This window comes from Hydrogenophaga sp., assembly GCF_041633695.1.
Lineage (GTDB): Bacteria > Pseudomonadota > Gammaproteobacteria > Burkholderiales > Burkholderiaceae_C > Hydrogenophaga.
Genome location: NZ_JBFJMY010000043.1, coordinates 1 through 17,172 on the forward strand (window position 1 = coordinate 1; position 17,172 = coordinate 17,172).

At 64.5% G+C, this 17,172-nt stretch carries 17 protein-coding genes; 14 read left to right on the forward strand and 3 right to left on the reverse strand.

Annotation, left to right across the window (positions count from 1 at the left end; genetic code table 11):
• The first annotated feature begins 11 nt into the window (after nt 1–11).
• Nucleotides 12–1,073 (forward strand): substrate-binding domain-containing protein, encoded by a 1,062-nt coding sequence (locus tag ABYB95_RS04455; protein ID WP_372657267.1) that lies wholly within the window; start codon nt 12–14, stop codon nt 1,071–1,073.
• 151 nt (nt 1,074–1,224) lie between these two features.
• Here ABYB95_RS04455 and coaBC read toward each other — a convergent pair whose 3' ends face one another.
• The gene (gene coaBC / locus ABYB95_RS04460) at nt 1,225–2,463 is read right to left on the reverse strand and encodes a bifunctional phosphopantothenoylcysteine decarboxylase/phosphopantothenate--cysteine ligase CoaBC (RefSeq protein WP_372657249.1); all 1,239 of its coding nucleotides are present in this window, start codon (nt 2,461–2,463) and stop codon (nt 1,225–1,227) included.
• Between the two features lie 91 nt (nt 2,464–2,554).
• On the opposite strand from coaBC, the gene ABYB95_RS04465 reads away from it, so the two are divergent.
• From ABYB95_RS04465 to ABYB95_RS04495, 7 genes are read left to right on the forward strand one after another with little or no spacing between them, the layout of a single operon-like run.
• Complete coding sequence (locus tag ABYB95_RS04465) at nt 2,555–4,225, forward strand: CTP synthase (protein ID WP_372657250.1); 1,671 nt, start codon at nt 2,555–2,557, stop codon at nt 4,223–4,225.
• Nucleotides 4,226–4,251: 26 nt separating this feature from the next.
• Complete coding sequence (kdsA, locus tag ABYB95_RS04470) at nt 4,252–5,109, forward strand: 3-deoxy-8-phosphooctulonate synthase (protein ID WP_372657251.1); 858 nt, start codon at nt 4,252–4,254, stop codon at nt 5,107–5,109.
• A gap of 33 nt (nt 5,110–5,142) precedes the next feature.
• Nucleotides 5,143–5,430 carry a DUF1330 domain-containing protein gene (locus ABYB95_RS04475; RefSeq protein ID WP_372657252.1) on the forward strand — a complete coding sequence of 96 codons (288 nt, stop codon included), beginning with the start codon at nt 5,143–5,145 and terminating at the stop codon, nt 5,428–5,430.
• A gap of 47 nt (nt 5,431–5,477) precedes the next feature.
• Nucleotides 5,478–6,761: a phosphopyruvate hydratase gene (gene eno, locus ABYB95_RS04480; RefSeq protein WP_372657253.1), complete on the forward strand. Its 1,284-nt coding sequence runs from the start codon at nt 5,478–5,480 to the stop codon at nt 6,759–6,761.
• 32 nt (nt 6,762–6,793) lie between these two features.
• The gene (locus ABYB95_RS04485) at nt 6,794–7,078 is read left to right on the forward strand and encodes a septum formation initiator family protein (RefSeq protein WP_372657254.1); all 285 of its coding nucleotides are present in this window, start codon (nt 6,794–6,796) and stop codon (nt 7,076–7,078) included.
• 19 nt (nt 7,079–7,097) lie between these two features.
• Nucleotides 7,098–7,799, forward strand: a complete 702-nt coding sequence (locus tag ABYB95_RS04490) for an AAA family ATPase (protein WP_372657255.1) — start codon at nt 7,098–7,100, stop codon at nt 7,797–7,799.
• A complete protein-coding gene (locus ABYB95_RS04495; protein ID WP_372657256.1) occupies nt 7,730–9,067 on the forward strand; it encodes an AGE family epimerase/isomerase in 1,338 nt (445 codons plus the stop codon). The genes ABYB95_RS04490 and ABYB95_RS04495 overlap by 70 nt, the downstream gene beginning before the upstream one ends.
• Before the next feature lie 8 nt (nt 9,068–9,075).
• Here the strand turns inward: ABYB95_RS04495 and ABYB95_RS04500 are convergent, their stop codons facing one another.
• Both ABYB95_RS04500 and ABYB95_RS04505 read right to left on the reverse strand, forming a co-directional pair.
• The gene (locus ABYB95_RS04500) at nt 9,076–10,056 is read right to left on the reverse strand and encodes an Hsp33 family molecular chaperone HslO (RefSeq protein WP_372657258.1); all 981 of its coding nucleotides are present in this window, start codon (nt 10,054–10,056) and stop codon (nt 9,076–9,078) included.
• A gap of 40 nt (nt 10,057–10,096) precedes the next feature.
• A complete protein-coding gene (locus ABYB95_RS04505) occupies nt 10,097–10,621 on the reverse strand; it encodes a gamma carbonic anhydrase family protein (protein ID WP_372657259.1) in 525 nt (174 codons plus the stop codon).
• 73 nt (nt 10,622–10,694) lie between these two features.
• Between ABYB95_RS04505 and ABYB95_RS04510 the strand changes: the two genes are divergently transcribed.
• From ABYB95_RS04510 to ABYB95_RS04535, 6 genes are all read left to right on the forward strand, one after another.
• Complete coding sequence (locus tag ABYB95_RS04510; protein WP_372657260.1) at nt 10,695–11,558, forward strand: ferritin-like domain-containing protein; 864 nt, start codon at nt 10,695–10,697, stop codon at nt 11,556–11,558.
• Nucleotides 11,559–11,764: 206 nt separating this feature from the next.
• A complete protein-coding gene (locus ABYB95_RS04515; RefSeq protein ID WP_372657261.1) occupies nt 11,765–12,793 on the forward strand; it encodes a sensor histidine kinase in 1,029 nt (342 codons plus the stop codon).
• Complete coding sequence (locus ABYB95_RS04520; protein WP_372657262.1) at nt 12,790–14,298, forward strand: response regulator; 1,509 nt, start codon at nt 12,790–12,792, stop codon at nt 14,296–14,298. Before ABYB95_RS04515 ends, ABYB95_RS04520 begins: the two co-directional genes overlap by 4 nt.
• A 98-nt stretch (nt 14,299–14,396) precedes the next feature.
• Entirely contained in the window at nt 14,397–15,791 is a 1,395-nt protein-coding gene (gene dbpA / locus ABYB95_RS04525; RefSeq protein ID WP_372657263.1) for an ATP-dependent RNA helicase DbpA, read from the forward strand.
• A 104-nt stretch (nt 15,792–15,895) separates the two neighbouring features.
• Nucleotides 15,896–16,147, forward strand: a complete 252-nt coding sequence (locus ABYB95_RS04530; RefSeq protein ID WP_372657264.1) for a hypothetical protein — start codon at nt 15,896–15,898, stop codon at nt 16,145–16,147.
• Between the two features lie 28 nt (nt 16,148–16,175).
• The gene (locus ABYB95_RS04535; RefSeq protein ID WP_372657266.1) at nt 16,176–17,051 is read left to right on the forward strand and encodes a PA4780 family RIO1-like protein kinase; all 876 of its coding nucleotides are present in this window, start codon (nt 16,176–16,178) and stop codon (nt 17,049–17,051) included.
• The last annotated feature ends 121 nt before the right edge of the window (nt 17,052–17,172 follow it).

The following is a 17,172-nucleotide window of genomic DNA, read 5'->3' on the forward strand; positions in this document are numbered from 1 at the left end:
AGCGCCAACACCTGCTGCGCAACCCCTTGCTGGACGTGCTGCACGAGGTGCGTGAACGCGGATCGATCTCGGCTGCCGCCCGGCAACTGGGGTTGTCGTACCGCCACGTGTGGGGCCAGCTCAAGGATTGGGAAATCGATCTCGGGCAGAACCTGATCGTGTGGGAACGTGGCCAGGCGGCACGCCTCACGCCGTTCGGGCAACGCCTGCTGATGGCCGAACGCCTGGCGCAGGCACGCCTGGGGCCGCAGATCGAAGGCTTGCGCGCCGAACTCGAGCGCGCGTTTGCACAAGCCTTCGAATCGCCAGATGCGCAACACACCAGCGAAGTGCTCACCCTCTACGCCAGCCACGATCACGCGCTCAACGAGTTGCAGGCTTGCGCCTTGGGCGCGGGCGCGCCACAGCGCCCTGGAGCGAGCCTGCATCTCGACATCCGGTTCTGTGGCAGCGTGGACGCGATCCGCGCGCTCAACGAAGGCCGCTGCGAACTCGCCGGTTTCCATACCCAGCCTTTTGCATCGGCACGCAGCCTGAGCGCACGCACCTACCGTCCGCTGCTCAAACTGGGCCTGCACAAGATCATCGGTTTTGCCCGCCGCGCCCAAGGCCTGATCGTCGCACCCGGCAACCCGCTGGGTTTGAACAGCCTGGCCGACGCGGTGACCACCGGCGCCCGCTTCGTCAACCGGGCGCGCGGTACCGGTACACGCCTGTTGCTCGACGAGCTGCTGGCCCAGGCCAGCCTGGCGCCCACCAGCCTGCGCGGCTACGAACACGTGGAAAGCTCACACGCCGCTGTGGCCCAGGCCGTGGCCAGTGGGTCGGCCGACGTGGGGCTGGGCACCGAATACGCCGCGCTCGCGCACGGCTTGGGCTTTGTGTCCTTGGTGCAGGAGCGTTACCTGCTGGTCTGCCTGAAATCGGCGCTGGAGCGCCCGGGCGTGAAAGACCTGCTGCGCCTGCTGCAAAGCGCCGCATGGCAACAACAGCTCGACGCCCTGCCCGGCTACGCCAGCGACCATTGCGGCGAAGTGGCCGCCATGAAGCGGCTGCTGCCTTGGTGGGATTAGGATTCAGCACCGTTGGCTTGAAATGCACCCCCGCCGTGCTGCGCGCCCCCTGAAGGGGGCAACATCTGCGGCCCGGCGGAGCCGGTTCCGCGATGTTTCGGGCAGGGGACATTTCGCGCCGTGGGCCTCCGCTTCACCCCACCGGAGGCTTTCAGCGTGCGGCGTGCGGCGGCAAACGCTTTGCGATCTCGGCCACCAGTTGGCGGGCGAGTTGCAGCTTGGAGGCGCGGGGCAGTTCGGTAGCGCCTTGCGCATCGACCAGCAACAAGGCGTTGTCGTCCTGACCAAAGGTGTCGGGTCCGATATTGCCCACCAGCAGCGGCACGCCCTTGCGCGCGCGCTTGGCGCTGGCGTGGGCCAGCAAGTCGTGGCTCTCTGCCGCAAAACCCACGCAAAAAAGCTGGCCGCTGGCCGCTCTGGAGCCTGCCGCAATGCCGGCCAGGATGTCCGGATTTTCCAGAAACGACAGCGTGGGCACCTCACCGGAGCCGTCTTTTTTGATTTTCTGGTCGGCTTCGGTGGCAGGCCGCCAATCGGCCACGGCCGCGGTGGAGATGAACACGCTGGCGTTTTGTGCCAGCACATTGAGCGTCTTTTGCATGTTCAGCGCCGACTTCACATTGATGCGCCCCACCCCGCGCGGCGTGGGCAGGCTCACCGGCCCGGCGACCAGGGTCACATGCGCACCCGCTTCGTGCGCGGCACGGGCAATGGCAAAACCCATCTTGCCGCTGGACAGGTTGGTCAGGCCGCGCACCGGATCGATGGCCTCGAACGTGGGCCCGGCGCTCACCAGCACCTGCTGCCCGGCCAGCAACTTGGGCGTGAAGAAGCGCGTCATCTCGTACAGCAGTTCGTCGGCTTCCAACATGCGACCGTCGCCGGTTTCACCGCAAGCCTGATCGCCCGCACCCACATCGAGCACGGTGGCGCCGTCTTCGCGCAACTGGGCCACATTGCGCACCGTGGCCGGGTGCGCCCACATCTCCCGGTTCATCGCCGGCGCCAGAATCAAAGGCACCTTGTCCAGGGGCCTCGCCAGGCACATCAGCGACAGCAGCTCGTCGGCACGGCCGTGCAGCAGCTTGCTCATGAAATCGGCACTCGCCGGGGCCACCAGAATCGCGTCGGCCTCGCGGCTGAGGTTGATGTGGGGCATGTTGTTGTCGGCCCCGCCGGATGTGCGAGCGTCCCACTGCGAGGTGAAAACCGGCCGACCCGAGAGCGCCTGCATGGTCACCGGCGTGATGAACTGTTCGGCGGCCTCGGTCATCACCACTTGCACCGTGGCGCCATGTTTCACCAGCGCGCGACACAGTTCGGCCGCCTTGTAGCAAGCGATACCGCCCGAGAGGCCCAGGACGATGTGTCTTCCGTTGAGATCGGTCATTCGCGCAATGTATCAGCTTGGTAACTCCCTGGCGGGAGCGGGCTCTTATAATCTCTATTTCCACCTCCTGCGAGTTCAGCTCGCCCGAGACATGACCAAATTTGTGTTCGTTACCGGCGGTGTGGTGTCCTCTCTTGGCAAGGGCATTGCTGCCGCATCCTTGGCCGCGCTCCTTGAGTCGCGCGGCCTCAAAGTCACCCTCATCAAGCTCGACCCGTATATCAACGTGGATCCGGGCACCATGTCCCCCTTCCAGCACGGTGAGGTGTTCGTCACCGACGACGGCGCCGAAACCGACCTGGACCTGGGTCACTACGAGCGTTTCATCGAAACGCGCATGAAGAAGTCCAACAACTTCACCACCGGCAAAATTTACCAGTCGGTGCTGGAAAAAGAGCGCCGTGGCGACTATCTGGGCAAGACCGTACAGGTCATCCCGCATGTCACCAACGAAATCCAGGACTACATCAAGCGCGGTGCGGGCATCGGCACGCCCGAAGCGGTGGATGTGGCCATCGTGGAAATCGGCGGCACCGTCGGCGACATCGAGTCGCTCCCGTTTCTGGAAGCCGTGCGCCAGCTCAGCCTGCGCCTGGGGCCGAACAATTCGGCCTTTCTGCACCTGTCTTATCTGCCGTGGCTGGCCGCCGCCGGCGAGCTCAAGACCAAACCCACCCAGCACACCGCCAAAGAGCTGCGCGCCATCGGTATCCAGGCCGATGCCCTGCTGTGCCGTGCCGACCGACCGGTGCCCGACGAAGAGCGTGCCAAGATTTCGCTGTTCTCCAACGTGCCCGAATGGGGCGTGATCTCCATGTGGGACGTGGACACCATCTACAAAGTGCCGCGCATGTTGCACGAGCAAGGGCTGGACGGCCTGATCTGCGACAAGCTGCGCCTGAACACGCCACCGGCCAACCTCAAGCGTTGGGACGATCTGGTCTACGAATTCGAGCACCCGCAGGGCACGGTGCACATCGCCATGGTCGGCAAATACATCGACCTGTCGGACAGCTACAAATCGCTGAACGAAGCGATGCGCCACGCCGGCATGAAAAACCACATGAAGGTGCAGATCGAATACATCGACTCCGAAACCCTGACCCCCGGCAATGTAGAGCGGGAGCTGGGCCGTTTCGATGCGATCCTGGTGCCCGGCGGTTTTGGCATCCGCGGCACCGAAGGCAAAATCTGCGCGGCGCGTTTTGCGCGTGAAAACAAGGTGCCCTACCTGGGTATCTGCCTGGGTATGCAGGTGGCCACCATCGAATACGCGCGCCATGTGGCGGGTTTGAAAAACGCCAACAGCACCGAGTTCGATCCCCAGACGCCACACCCCGTGATCGCGCTCATCACCGAATGGAAAGACGCCGACGGCAGCATCCAGCAACGCGACGCCAGTTCCGACCTGGGCGGCACCATGCGCCTGGGCGCACAAAGCTCCGACGTCGCGCCCGACACGCTGGCGCACGAGATCTATGGCCCGGTGGTCACCGAACGCCACCGCCACCGCTACGAGGCCAACGTGAACTACCTGGACCGGCTGCGCGCGGCAGGTCTGGTGATTTCTGCGCTGACCCAGCGCGAACAGCTCACCGAAATGGTGGAGCTGCCGCAAAACGTACACCCCTGGTATGTGGGCGTGCAATTCCACCCCGAGTTCAAATCGACCCCGTGGAACGGCCACCCGCTGTTCAACGCCTTCGTGCACGCCGCTGTGGCGCAGCAGTCCGCCAGCCAGGCTGTGCCCGTGGCCGCCTGACACCCCCACCACTCGGACCAAGCCCCATGCAACTCTGCGGATTCCCCATCGGCCTGGACCGACCCTTCTTCCTGATCGCCGGTCCCTGTGTCATCGAATCCGAAGCTTTGCAGATGGACGTGGCCGGGCAGTTGAAGGACATCACCGCCAGCCTGGGCATTCGCTTTGTTTTCAAAAGCAGCTTCGACAAAGCCAACCGCAGCAGCGGCACCACCTTTCGGGGCCCGGGCCGCGAAAAGGGGCTGGAGATCCTGGCCAAGGTGAAGCGCGAACTCGGCGTGCCGGTGCTCACCGATGTGCACACCGAAGACGACATCCTTGCCGCCGCGAAAGTGGTGGACGTGCTGCAGACACCGGCTTTTCTCTGCCGCCAGACCGATTTCATCCGCGCCGTGGCCCAGGCAGGCCTGCCGGTGAACATCAAGAAGGGCCAGTTTCTCGCGCCGCACGACATGAAGAACGTGATCGACAAGGCGCGTGCGGCGGCCCGGGACGCCGGCCTGGAAGAAGACAACTTCATGGCCTGCGAACGCGGTGCCAGCTTTGGCTACAACAACCTCGTGTCCGACATGCGCTCGCTGGCCATCATGCGCGAAAGCGCCGCGCCGGTGGTGTTCGACGCCACCCACAGCGTGCAATTGCCCGGTGGGCAAGGCACCAGCAGTGGCGGTCAGCGCGAAATGGTGCCGGTGTTGGCGCGTGCCGCCGTGGCCGTGGGCGTGGCCGGCCTGTTCATGGAAACCCACCCCGATCCGAGCAAAGCCTTGAGCGACGGCCCCAACGCCGTGCCGCTCAAGCACATGCGGGCGCTGCTGGAAACCCTGCTGACGCTCGATACCGTGACCAAGAAGAACGGTTTTCTCGAAAACCATTTCAACACCTGAATCCGCCAAGTCCCCCAGTCCCGCCAAGCCCCTATGCCCGCCTACATCATTGCCGAGGTCACCGTCACCAACGAAGCCCAGATGCTGCAGTACCGCGAGTGGAGCTCGCGCGCCATGCAAGAGCACGGCGCCGAGGTGCTGGTGCGTGGTGGGCGCGTGGAGCCGCTGGAAGGCGACTGGTTGCCGCAACGTGTGGTGGTGCTGAAGTTCGCCAACATCGACGCGGCACGGGCCTATTACGATTCCGAAACCTATACGCAAGCCCGGCGCGTGCGCGAAGGTGCGGGCACCATCCGCATGTTCGCCGTCGAAGGCGTCTGAGCTTTTCCCCGTTCCCTCTGTTTCATTGACCCAAAGGTAGAGAAAAAATGAGTGCAATCGTTGACATCGTCGGCCGTGAAATCCTGGACAGCCGTGGCAACCCCACCGTGGAATGCGACGTGCTGCTGGAGTCCGGCATCATGGGCCGCGCTGCCGTGCCGTCGGGCGCATCCACCGGCTCGCGCGAGGCCATCGAACTGCGCGACGGCGACAAGAAGCGTTACCTGGGCAAGGGTGTGTTGAAAGCGGTGGAGCACATCAACACCGAAATCTCCGAGGCCGTTCTGGGCCTGGACGCGTCCGAGCAAGCCTTTCTGGACAAGACCTTGATCGACCTCGATGGCACCGACAACAAGGGCCGCCTGGGCGCCAACGCCATGCTCGCCGTGTCCATGGCCGTGGCCCGCGCCGCCGCTGAAGAAGCCGGCCTGCCGCTGTACCGCTATTTCGGCGGCATGAACGCCACCCAGATGCCGGTGCCCATGATGAACGTGGTCAACGGCGGCGCGCACGCCAACAACAACCTGGACCTGCAGGAGTTGATGATCATTCCCGTGGGCGCACCGAGCTTCCGCGAAGCCCTGCGCTGGGGTGCCGAGGTGTTCCATGCACTCAAGAAAATCTTGCACGACAAGGGCATGAGCGTTGCCGTGGGCGACGAAGGCGGCTTTGCACCCAATGTGCCCAGCCACGAAGCCGCGATCCAGTTGATTCTGGACGCCATCGACGCCGCAGGCTATACCGCCGGCGAACAAATCGCCCTGGGCCTGGACTGCGCGGCCAGCGAGTTCTACAAGGACGGCAAATACCATCTGGACGGCGACGGCCTGGTGCTGACCGCCGAAGAATGGACCAACATCCTGGCCACCTGGTGCGACAAGTACCCCATCATCAGCATCGAAGACGGCATGGCCGAAGGCGACTGGGACGGCTGGAAGCTGCTCACCGACCGTCTGGGCAAACAAGTGCAAATCGTGGGCGACGACCTGTTCGTGACCAACACCAAGATCCTGAAAGAAGGCATCGACAAGGGCATTGCCAATTCGATCCTGATCAAGATCAACCAGATCGGCACCCTGACCGAAACCTTTGCCGCCATCGAAATGGCCAAGCGCGCCGGCTACACCGCCGTGATCTCGCACCGTTCGGGCGAGACCGAAGACTCGACCATTGCCGACATCGCGGTGGGCACCAACGCCGGTCAGATCAAGACCGGGTCGCTGAGCCGTTCGGACCGCATGGCCAAGTACAACCAGTTGCTGCGCATCGAAGAAGACCTGGGCGACGTGGCCAGCTACCCCGGCCGGGCCGCGTTTTACAACCTGAAGTGACGACGCCAAGCGCCACACGCTAAGCACATACCATGGGTTCTCGCCTCGTCCCTGCTTTGCTGTTGGCCCTGCTGCTGGTGCTGCATGGCCAGTTGTGGTTTGGGCGCGGCAGCGTGCCCAAGGTGGCCCAGATGCAGCAGGCGCTGGCCGAGGCGGACCAGGCCAACAGCGTGGCGCGCATGCGCAACGACCAGATCGCCAGCGAAGTGCGCGACCTGAAGGAAGGGCTGGACATGGTGGAAGAGTTGGCGCGCCAGGAACTGGGCATGGTCAAGCCCAACGAGATCTTCGTCCAGATCGCGCAGAACAAGCGTTGACCAGCGGCACCGCGCAACCGTGGCCGCGTCGCGCCCCCTGACCATTGCGCTGCTGGGCGCGGAATGCACCGGCAAAAGCACGCTGAGCCAAGCCTTGGCCCAACACCTGCTGTTGCCGCAGGCGCCTTGCCCCAAGGGCGTGGCCCTGCCCGTGCTGCTGGTCCCCGAGTGCCTGCGCGCCTGGTGTGAGCGCACCGGGCGCACCCCACAAGCCCACGAACAAGCCGATCTGGCCCAGGCGCAAACCCAAGCCATTGCCCAGGCGCAGCAGCGCCCCGGCGTGCATTTCGTGCTCGCCGACACCACGGCCCTCACCATCGCCGCCTACAGCGAGCACTACTTCGACGACGCCTCGCTCTACGCCGACGCCCTGCGGCAACAAGCCGGCTACGACCTGACCCTGTTGATGGGACTGGACTTGCCCTGGACACCCGACGGGCTGCACCGCGACGGCCCCGCCGACCGCGAAGCCGTGGACGGTCTTTTGCGGCGCCAACTGGGCGCGGCAGGCCTGGCTTACCGCCTGGTGTACGGGCAAGGTGAGGCCCGCACCCGCAGCGCCTTGCACGCCATGGCCGCGCTACCCGGCTTGCAGGCACTGGCCATGCCGGAGACGCGCAGCATCCAGACCCGGCCCTGGACCTGCGAACAATGCAGCGACCCGGATTGCGAGCGGCGCTTGTTCAGCCAACTGCTGGCCCACCCCGACCGCCGAGCTTGACCCCCACCACCCACCTGCACCGCATTCAAGCCAACACCACCATGACACCCGCCTTGCCAGACTTCCGTTCGCCCGCGTTTCTGCGCGACCATATCCGCCACACCATGGGCTTCTACCTGCCCCGGGCGATCGACCCGGCCGGTGGCATGTTCCACTTTCTGCGCGACGACGGCGCTGTTTACGACCGCCATTCGCGCCATCTGGTGAGCAGCACCCGGTACGTGTACACCCTGGCCATGACGGTGCGCAGCGGCGGCGACGCCAGCGCGCAGCGCGCCTTGCAGCACGCCTTCGACTTCCTGCAGGTGCACCGCGACCCGGTGTCGGGCGGCTACGCCTGGTTGCTGGACTGGCGCGACGGCAACAAGACGGTGCTGGACGCGACCAACCATGCCTACGGCCTGGCCTTCGTCTTGCTCGCCCATGCCCACGCCCACATGGCCGGCCTGCCAAAAGCCCATGCGGGCATCGCAGAAACCTTTGCGCTGCTGAATCGGCACTTCTGGGAACCCGCCCATGGCCTGTACGCCGACGAGGCCGACCCGCAATGGCGCCTGAGCAGTTACCGGGGCCAGAACGCCAACATGCACTTGTGCGAAGCCTTGCTGGCCGCCTTTGATGCCACCGGTGAGGCCTGCTACCTGGACCGCGCCGAACAGCTGGCCGACAACATCTGCATCCGCCAAGCCGCCTTGGCCGACGGCTTGATCTGGGAGCACTACCGCGCCGACTGGTCGGTGGACTGGGACTACAACCGCGACGACAAGAGCAACATCTTCCGCCCCTGGGGTTTCCAGCCGGGCCATCTGACCGAATGGGCCAAGCTGCTGACGCTGCTCAACGAACGCCGCCCGCGCGCCGACCACTTGCCACGCGCGCGCCATTTTTTCGACGTGGCCATGGACACCTCATGGGACCAGGAGCACGGCGGGCTGTTCTACGGCTTTGCGCCCGACGGCAGCGCCTGCGACACCGACAAATATTTCTGGGTGCAAGCCGAAACCCTGGCCGCCGCCGCCCGCCTGGCGCTCGCACTCGACGAGCCGCGCTACTGGGCAGCCTACGACCGCATCTGGGCCTATGCCTGGACCCATTTCGTGGACCACGAGCACGGCGCCTGGTGGCGCATCTTGCGCGCCGACAACAGCAAGATCAGCGATGAAAAAAGCCCCGCCGGAAAAGTGGACTACCACACGGCCGGGGCTTGCTGGGATGTGCTCGATGCGCTGGGCGAAGCGGTGCCGAAAATCGCCAGCGCCGCAGGCTGACACCAGACTCAGTGCACGTCGGGTGGCGCCGGCTGCTGCCGCTCGGGTTCCAGAAACACCTGCGCCGCGTCCACCGGGTCGAAGCGCTGAATCGCGCCACAGAATTCGCAGGTGACTTCCACCTGGCCCTGCTCGGCGATGATGGACTCCACCTCATCGGGCCCCAGGCTGCGCAGCATGCCACCCACGCGCTCGCGTGAGCACGTGCAGGCAAAACGCGGCCCCAGCTCGCCCAGCTGGGGATCAAAACGGCGCAGTTCCTCTTCCCAGAACAGGCGGTGGAGAATGGTTTCGGCGTCCAGCCCCAGCAGCTCTTCGCGTTTCAGGCTGGAGGCCAGGATGGCGATGCGGTTGTAGTCCTCGTTGTGCCCGATCTGGTCTTCGTCGGCGCCCGCCACACCACTGCCTGACAAATTCGCATCGCCCTGCAGCGGCAAACGCTGGATCAACAAGCCCGCAGCCACCTCGCCATTGGCGGCCAACACCAGGGTGGTGTCGAGCTGTTCGCTTTGCAGCATGTAGTGCTCGATCACGTCGCTCAGCTTCTCCAGCTTTTGCCGGCGGTCACCGTACAGCGGCACCACGCCCTGGTAGGGCTGCTGGCCGGGTTTGCGGTCTTTGGGGTCGAGCGTGATGGCGCACTTGCCTTCGTTGTTCACGTTCACCATGTGCGACAGCGGCGCATCGGCCGCCACCTCACCCACCACCGTGGCGGTGGCGCGCAGGCTCAGGTCGGGCTGCACTTCGGCCACGGCCAGTTTCACCGGCCCGTCGCCCATGATCTGCATCACCAGGGCGCCGTTGAACTTGATATTGGCCTGCATCAAGGTGGCGGCGGCCGTCATCTCGCCCAACATCTGCTGCACCGCCAGCGGGTAGCCGCCGGACTCTTCGCGCCGCTTCAGAATGTCTTGCCAGGCATCGGTCAGGCGCACCAGCATGCCGCGCACCGGCTTGCCTTCAAACATGAATTTGTGGAGTTCGGACAAAACGCTTCTTTCGAATTCGGGGAATCAACCCAACTGGGGGTCAGGCGATCTTTTTCAAGCCTTTGCGGTAGCGCTCTGCGTTCTCGATGTAGTGCTCCGCGCTCGTGCGCAAGCCCTCGATTTGCTCGGGCGTGAGGCTTTTCACCACGCGCGCCGGGCGGCCCAGGATCATGGAACCGTCGGGAAATTCTTTGCCTTCGGTCACCAGCGAACCCGCGCCCACCAGACAGTGCTTGCCGATCTTCGCCCCGTTGAGCACCACCGCGCCGATACCGACCAGCGATTGATCACCAATGGTGCAGCCGTGCAGCATCACCTGGTGTCCGACCGTCACATGTTCGCCGATCACCAGTGGAAAACCCACATCGGCGTGCAACACGCTGCCATCTTGCACGTTGCTGCCCCGACCGACCGAGATGGTTTCGGTGTCGCCACGGATGGTGACGCCGAACCAGACACTGCTGTCTTCGGCCAACACCACGTTGCCCATCACCTGGGCGTTTTCCGCCACCCAGGCGGAATCGGCCACACGGGGGGCGGTGCCGTCGAGTTCGTAAATGGCCATGGGGAGGTCTCCTTTGGTGGGTTGTACAGTGCTCTGGCCCTGCGTGAGCAAGGGCAACCCTAGAATTGTAGGGATGCAAGCCCCCGACCCTACCGCACAGGCGACAACCGCCACCAAGAGCGCCCGTGCGTGCGCCTTGCAAGCCTTGTGCATCGGGGATCCCGCAGCCAAACTGGCGGCGGTGCAGAAGCTGCGCCAGGGCCTGGAAGCGGCCGGGCCGGCGCCCAGCGCCTGGATAGACCCGACCGAGACCTGTGAACCCGACCCGGCCAGCCCGCTACCAGGCCGACCGGCCCGGCCCGAACTCATCGCGCCCGGTCGCGTGGCGCAGCGCTCGCCCTTTACGCCGGAGGGCCTGGCCGCCCTGGTGCACGCCATCGCCCACATCGAATTCAATGCCATCAACCTGGCGCTGGACGCCGTCTGGCGCTTCCCCGAAATGCCCGAGAGCTATTACCGCGACTGGTTGCGCGTGGCCTGCGAGGAAGCCAGCCACTTCGCGCTGCTGAGCGAGCACTTGAACCGGCTGGGCCATTGTTATGGCGACTTCCCTGCGCACGACGGTCTGTGGGAAATGTGTGTGAAAACGCAAGACGACATCACGGCTCGCATGGCCTTGGTGCCACGCACGCTGGAAGCCCGCGGACTCGATGCAACGCCCTTGATCCAGGCCCGGCTGCGCAAAGTCAACACCCCGCATGCGGAGCGTGCGGTTGAAATCCTCGATCAGATCCTGCGCGACGAAATCGGCCATGTGGCCGTGGGCAACCGGTGGTACGGCTGGCTTTGTGCGGCCCAAGGTCTGGACCCCATCACCCACTACCGGACACTGGCCCGGCAACACGCCGCACCCCGCCTGCGCCCGCCGTTCAACACCGAGGCGCGGCGCGCTGCCGGGTTCAACCAAAAAGAACTGGACGAACTGCAAGCGCCCTGAATAAATGGCGAGAAATGGAAGCGCCCCGCGACGCCTGGACCGGCGTTCGTGCTTGGACAGATGGGGTCTCAGCGATAGATTCGGCACCATGCCGGAAACATAAAAAATTCCGCCCTCACGGGTTTTTTCGACAGGGAGTCGACATGCAAGCAAGGAACCGGGAAAAGCCAGCAGACACATTTCCACCCCATCGCTAGGATGCTGCCATGACCGTGCAACAGATTCAGCTCGATGCCTATCTGGGCCTGGCTTTTGACCGCATTCCGGTGGCCATGATCGTGGTCAACCCCGAGGGGCAGATCACCCGCCTGAACCAATTGGCCGAGACCACTTTTGGCTATCAGAGCGAAGAGCTGATCGGCAAAAAGGTGGAGACTCTGATCCCCGAGCGCTACCGACACGCCCACCCCAGTTTCCGGCACGGCTTTTTGTCGGCACCCAGCGCGCGCCCCATGGGCGCCGGGCGCGACCTGAGTGGCCGGCGCAAAGACGGCAGCGAATTCCCGGTGGAGATCGGCATCAACCCGGTAGAAACCGGTGAAGGGCCGATGATTCTCTCGGTCATTCTGGACCTGAGCGAACGCAAACAAAGCGAGCAGCGCATACAGAGCGCGCTGCAACAAAAAGACCTGCTGCTGCGCGAAGTGCACCACCGGGTCAAGAACAACCTGCAAGTCATCCACAGCCTGCTGGACTTGCAGGCGCTCAAGATCCGGGACCACGAGCTGGTGGGCATGCTGCGCGACAGCCAGAACCGCATCCGCTCCATGTCGCTGATCCACCAGACCCTGTACCAGTCGCACGATTTTGCGCAGGTGGATTTTGACCAGTTCCTCACCGCCTTGTTGCCCCGGCTCATGGAATCCTACGAATCCACCGCCGGACATGTGGCGATCCACATCCGGGCCAAAGAGGTCAAGCTGCCCATCAACGAAGCCATCCCTTGCGGCCTGATCGTGAACGAACTCGTCAGCAACGCGCTGAAACACGGTTTTCAGCAGCAGCAGCGCGGCAGCATATGGGTCGATATCCGGCAAGACAGCAGCGACACCGTGGAGCTGTCCATCAGCAACGATGGCGCCCCGATTCCCGAGGGACTCGACCTGCAGCAGTCGGGCACGCTGGGCTTGCAGCTGGTGCATTTGCTGACCCAGCAACTGCACGCCGAGCTGCAAGTGCAGCGCACCCTGCCCACCCGTTTTACCTTGCGCTTTCAAATAGGGATGCCCACATGAAAACCCCAACCCGCATCCTGATCGTCGAAGACGAACGCATCGTCGCCTTCAACCTCCAGCAGCGACTGACCCACATGGGCTACGAAGTGCCGGCCGTGGCCGTGAACGGACGCGAGAGCCTGGATCTGGTCCATCGCACGCGCCCGGACCTGGTGTTGATGGACATCCACATCGAAGGCGACATGGACGGCATCGAAGTGGCCTCGCAGCTCAAACGCACGCATTCTGTGCCGGTGATTTACCTCACGGCTTACTCCGAAGACTCCACGCTGGAGCGCGCGCGCGAGACCAAGCCCTATGGCTACCTCATCAAGCCTTTTTCCGAACGCGAACTGCACGCCACCATCCAGATGGCGCTGGAGCGGCACGCCGTGGAAGACGCACTGATCCATAGCCAGATCCAGCTGCAGCAGGCACTCAGTGCCGCCAGCATGGGCATCGTGGAGCTCGACACCACCAGCCACACCATCAACGCCACGCCACACGCGGCCAATCTGCTGGGTTGGACACCGGAGCAGCCCACGACGCTGGCCACGCTGCTGTCCAGCATCGACGCCAGCGACCGCGACGGCATCGCCGGCAAACTGCAAGACAGCATTGCCAAGCTGAAACAGTTCAGCGACGAGTTCCGCGTGCTCTCCCTGGATCAGCAAACCCGGTGGATCAAACTGGACGCCAGCCCCCTGGGCAGCAAACGCATGAGCGGGGTGATACAGGACATCACCGAACGCAAGACCGCCGAGGTCCGGCTCGCCAAGCTCAACGAAGCGCTGGAACGTGTGGTGCAAGAACGCACCCAGGAATTGCGTGAAAGCATCGAGGAACTGGAGACTTTCAGCTCCTCGGTGGCGCACGATCTGCGCTCTCCCATCCGCGCCATCGTGGGCTTTAGCAGCTTGCTGATCGACGAGCACCCTCAGGAACTGAGCGAAGACAGCCTGATGCTGCTGCGCCGGATTGCAACAGAAGGCGAGCGCATGGGCAGCTTCATCAGCGCCCTGCTCAACATGTCCAAGCTGTCGCAGGCCTCCGTGCGGCCCATCACCACCGACCTCAGCGGCATCGCCAGCCAGATCGCGATGCAGCTGCTGGAGTCCGATCCCGGCCGTGTGGCCGACGTCAAGATAGCCCCCGACCTGGTCGCCCAGGCAGATCCAGAATTGATCCACAGCGTGATCGACAACCTGATCCGCAACGCCTGGAAATTCTGCGCCCACAGCGACGTCACCCGGATCAGTTTCAACGCCGAAACGCAGGCAGGTGAAACGGTGTTCTGCGTGCGCGACAACGGCTGCGGTTTTGACATGGCTTTTGCCGACCGCCTTTTCAAGCCCTTCCTCCGTCTGCACGCCAACGAAGATTACGCGGGCACCGGCCTGGGGCTGAATCTGGCGCAGCGCATCGTCAAGCGGCACAAAGGCCGCATCTGGGCCGAATCCACCGTGGGTCAGGGAGCGGCGTTCTACTTCACCCTGCCCGGTTTTGCGAGCGGCTTGCACACCTGACCGGCCGAATCCCCAAACGGAAGTGGGCCAGGAGCCTGCGCGGCAGAAGAAGCGCCGGCTGCAAACCGCCCGCCGACCCGTCCCACCGATAATCGGGGATGACTTCTGCTCTCCCGACCGACTTCGCGTCCCTCCCCCTCACGCCCGCCATGCAGGAAAACCTGCAGCGCCTGGGTTATCTCGCCATGACGCCGATCCAGGCCGCCAGCCTGCCTGCGGCGCTGCTGGGCAAGGACATCATTGCCCAGGCCAAGACCGGCAGCGGCAAAACCGCCGCTTTTGCACTGGCCTTGCTGGCCAACCTGAACCCACGCCGCTTCGCCGTGCAAACCCTGGTGCTGTGCCCCACGCGCGAGCTGGCCGACCAGGTCACGACCGAAATCCGCCGTTTGGCCCGCGCCGAAGACAACATCAAGGTCGTCACCCTGTGCGGCGGTGTGCCGCTGCGCGGCCAGCTGGCCACGCTGGAACACGGTGCCCACATCGCGGTCGGCACGCCCGGCCGCCTGATGGACCACCTGGAGCGCGGCAGCCTGCAGCTCGATGCACTCAACACCCTGGTGCTGGACGAAGCCGACCGCATGCTGGACATGGGCTTCATCGACGACATCGTCAAAGTCGCCAAGCAGTGCCCGAAAGACCGCCAGACCCTGCTGTTTTCCGCCACCTACCCGGAAGCCATCGCCAAGCTCAGCGCGCAATTCATGCGCGACCCGCTCACCGTGACGGTGCAAGCCCAGCACAGCGGCGGGCAGATCGAACAACGCTGGTACGAGGTGAAGAACAGCGAGCGCCTGCACGCCGTGAGCCAACTGCTGGCCCACTTCCGCCCGGCCAGCACCCTGGCTTTCTGCAACACCAAGGCCCAGTGCCGCGATCTCGTCGCCGTGCTGCAAGCCCAGGGTTTGAGCGCCCTGGCGCTGTTTGGTGAACTGGAACAGCGCGAGCGCGACCAAGTGCTGGTGCGCTTCTCGAACAAGAGCTGTTCGGTGCTTGTGGCCACCGACGTGGCCGCGCGCGGCCTCGACATCGCCAACCTCGAAGCCGTGATCAACGTGGATGTGACGCCCGATTCCGAAGTGCACATCCACCGCATCGGCCGCACCGGCCGCGCCGGTGAAAGCGGCCTGGCGCTCAACCTCGCCAGCATGGACGAAATGGGCCACGTGGGCAAAATCGAACAACTGCAGGGCCGCGAATCCGACTGGCACCCCTTGAGCGAACTGACCCCGGCGAGCAGCGAGCCGCTGGTGCCGCCCATGGCGACCCTGCACATACAAGGTGGCCGCAAGGAAAAGATCCGCCCCGGCGACGTGCTGGGCGCGCTCACCGCCGACCTGGGCTACACCCGCGAGCAAGTGGGCAAGATCAACGTCAACGACTGGTCCACCTACGTGGCCGTGGACCGCGACATTGCCCACAAGGTGGCCAGCAGGTTGAACGATGGCCGCATCAAAGGCAAGAGTGTGAAAGTGCGGGTGCTGGAGGATTGATTCCGCAGGCGCCCGTTTCGCCGCAATGCGCCCTCCCCAACCAAGCCCCCGGCGACAATATTGCGCAACACAGACGACCGTTGCACCCCATTCAAAGTACCGACATGACCTCAAACGCCCCTCCCGAAAACGAAGCCCAACCCAAGCCCCTGTGCGAAGCCTGCGAAGGCATACAGCGCAACTGGCGGCGCGCGCCTGGCCATGCCGAACTGCGCCAGGGCCTGAACCGCAAAGAAGCGCGGCGCCATGGCCAGGTGACGATCACCGAATACCAGTGCGAGCGCTGCGGCACGAACTGGGACAGCGAGAACGACAAGAACAACCTGCACGCGGGCTGGTCGGTGGTGCCACGGTGATCGCTGTGCCGCGTACCGAGCTGCACCCATGAAGGCACCGCCACGCCTCCTGCCCCTGCTCGAAGAGGGCCTGATCGACTCTGTGGTGCGCCAGCTGATGAGCGGCAAAGAGGCCATGGTCTTCGTGGTCCGCTGCGGCGATGAAACGCGCTGCGCCAAGATCTACAAAGAGGCCAACAACCGCAGCTTTCGCCAAGCGGTGGACTACACCGAAAACCGCAAGGTGAAGAATTCGCGCCAGGCGCGTGCCATGGCCAAGGGCAGCAAGTTTGGCCGCCAGGCGCAAGAAGCGGCCTGGCAAAGTGCCGAGGTGGACGCGCTGTACCGCCTGGCCGCCGCCGGAGTGCGCGTGCCCCAGCCCTACAACTTTTTTGACGGCGTGTTGCTGATGGAGCTGGTGACCGATGCCCATGGCGACGCGGCGCCGCGTCTGAACGACGTGTCCTTCACCCCCGAACAGGCCATGGCCCACCACGCCACGCTGATCGGCGAGGTGGTGCGCATGCTGTGCGCGGGCGTGGTGCACGGCGACCTGTCGGAATTCAACATCTTGCTGGCCCATTCGGGTGAGGCCGACGGCGTGGATTTCCCCGTGATCATCGACCTGCCGCAGGCGGTGGATGCCGCCGGCAACAACCACGCCCAGCGCATGCTGATGCGCGACGTGGCCAACCTGCGCGACTTCTTCGGCCAGTTCGAGCCCGCGCTCAAGCGCACCGCTTACGGGCCCGAGATCTGGAGCCTGTACCAGGCCGGCTTGCTGGACACCGACACGGTGCTGACCGGCCAGTACACACCGGCTGCGGGCGCCGTGGATCTGAGCAGTGTGATGCGCGAGATCGACGACGCACGCGACGAAGACGCGGCACGGCGCGAGCGCATGGCCATGGCCGCTGCCCGCTGATGCCAGACCCTGCGGCCACCACCGAGCCGGGCGCCGCCTCGAGCCGGCCGGAGCACCCGGCGCCGCATGCCGTGGCGCGTTTGCGCGCCAGCCGCCTGGCGCGCAGCAGCAAACCTTTCCT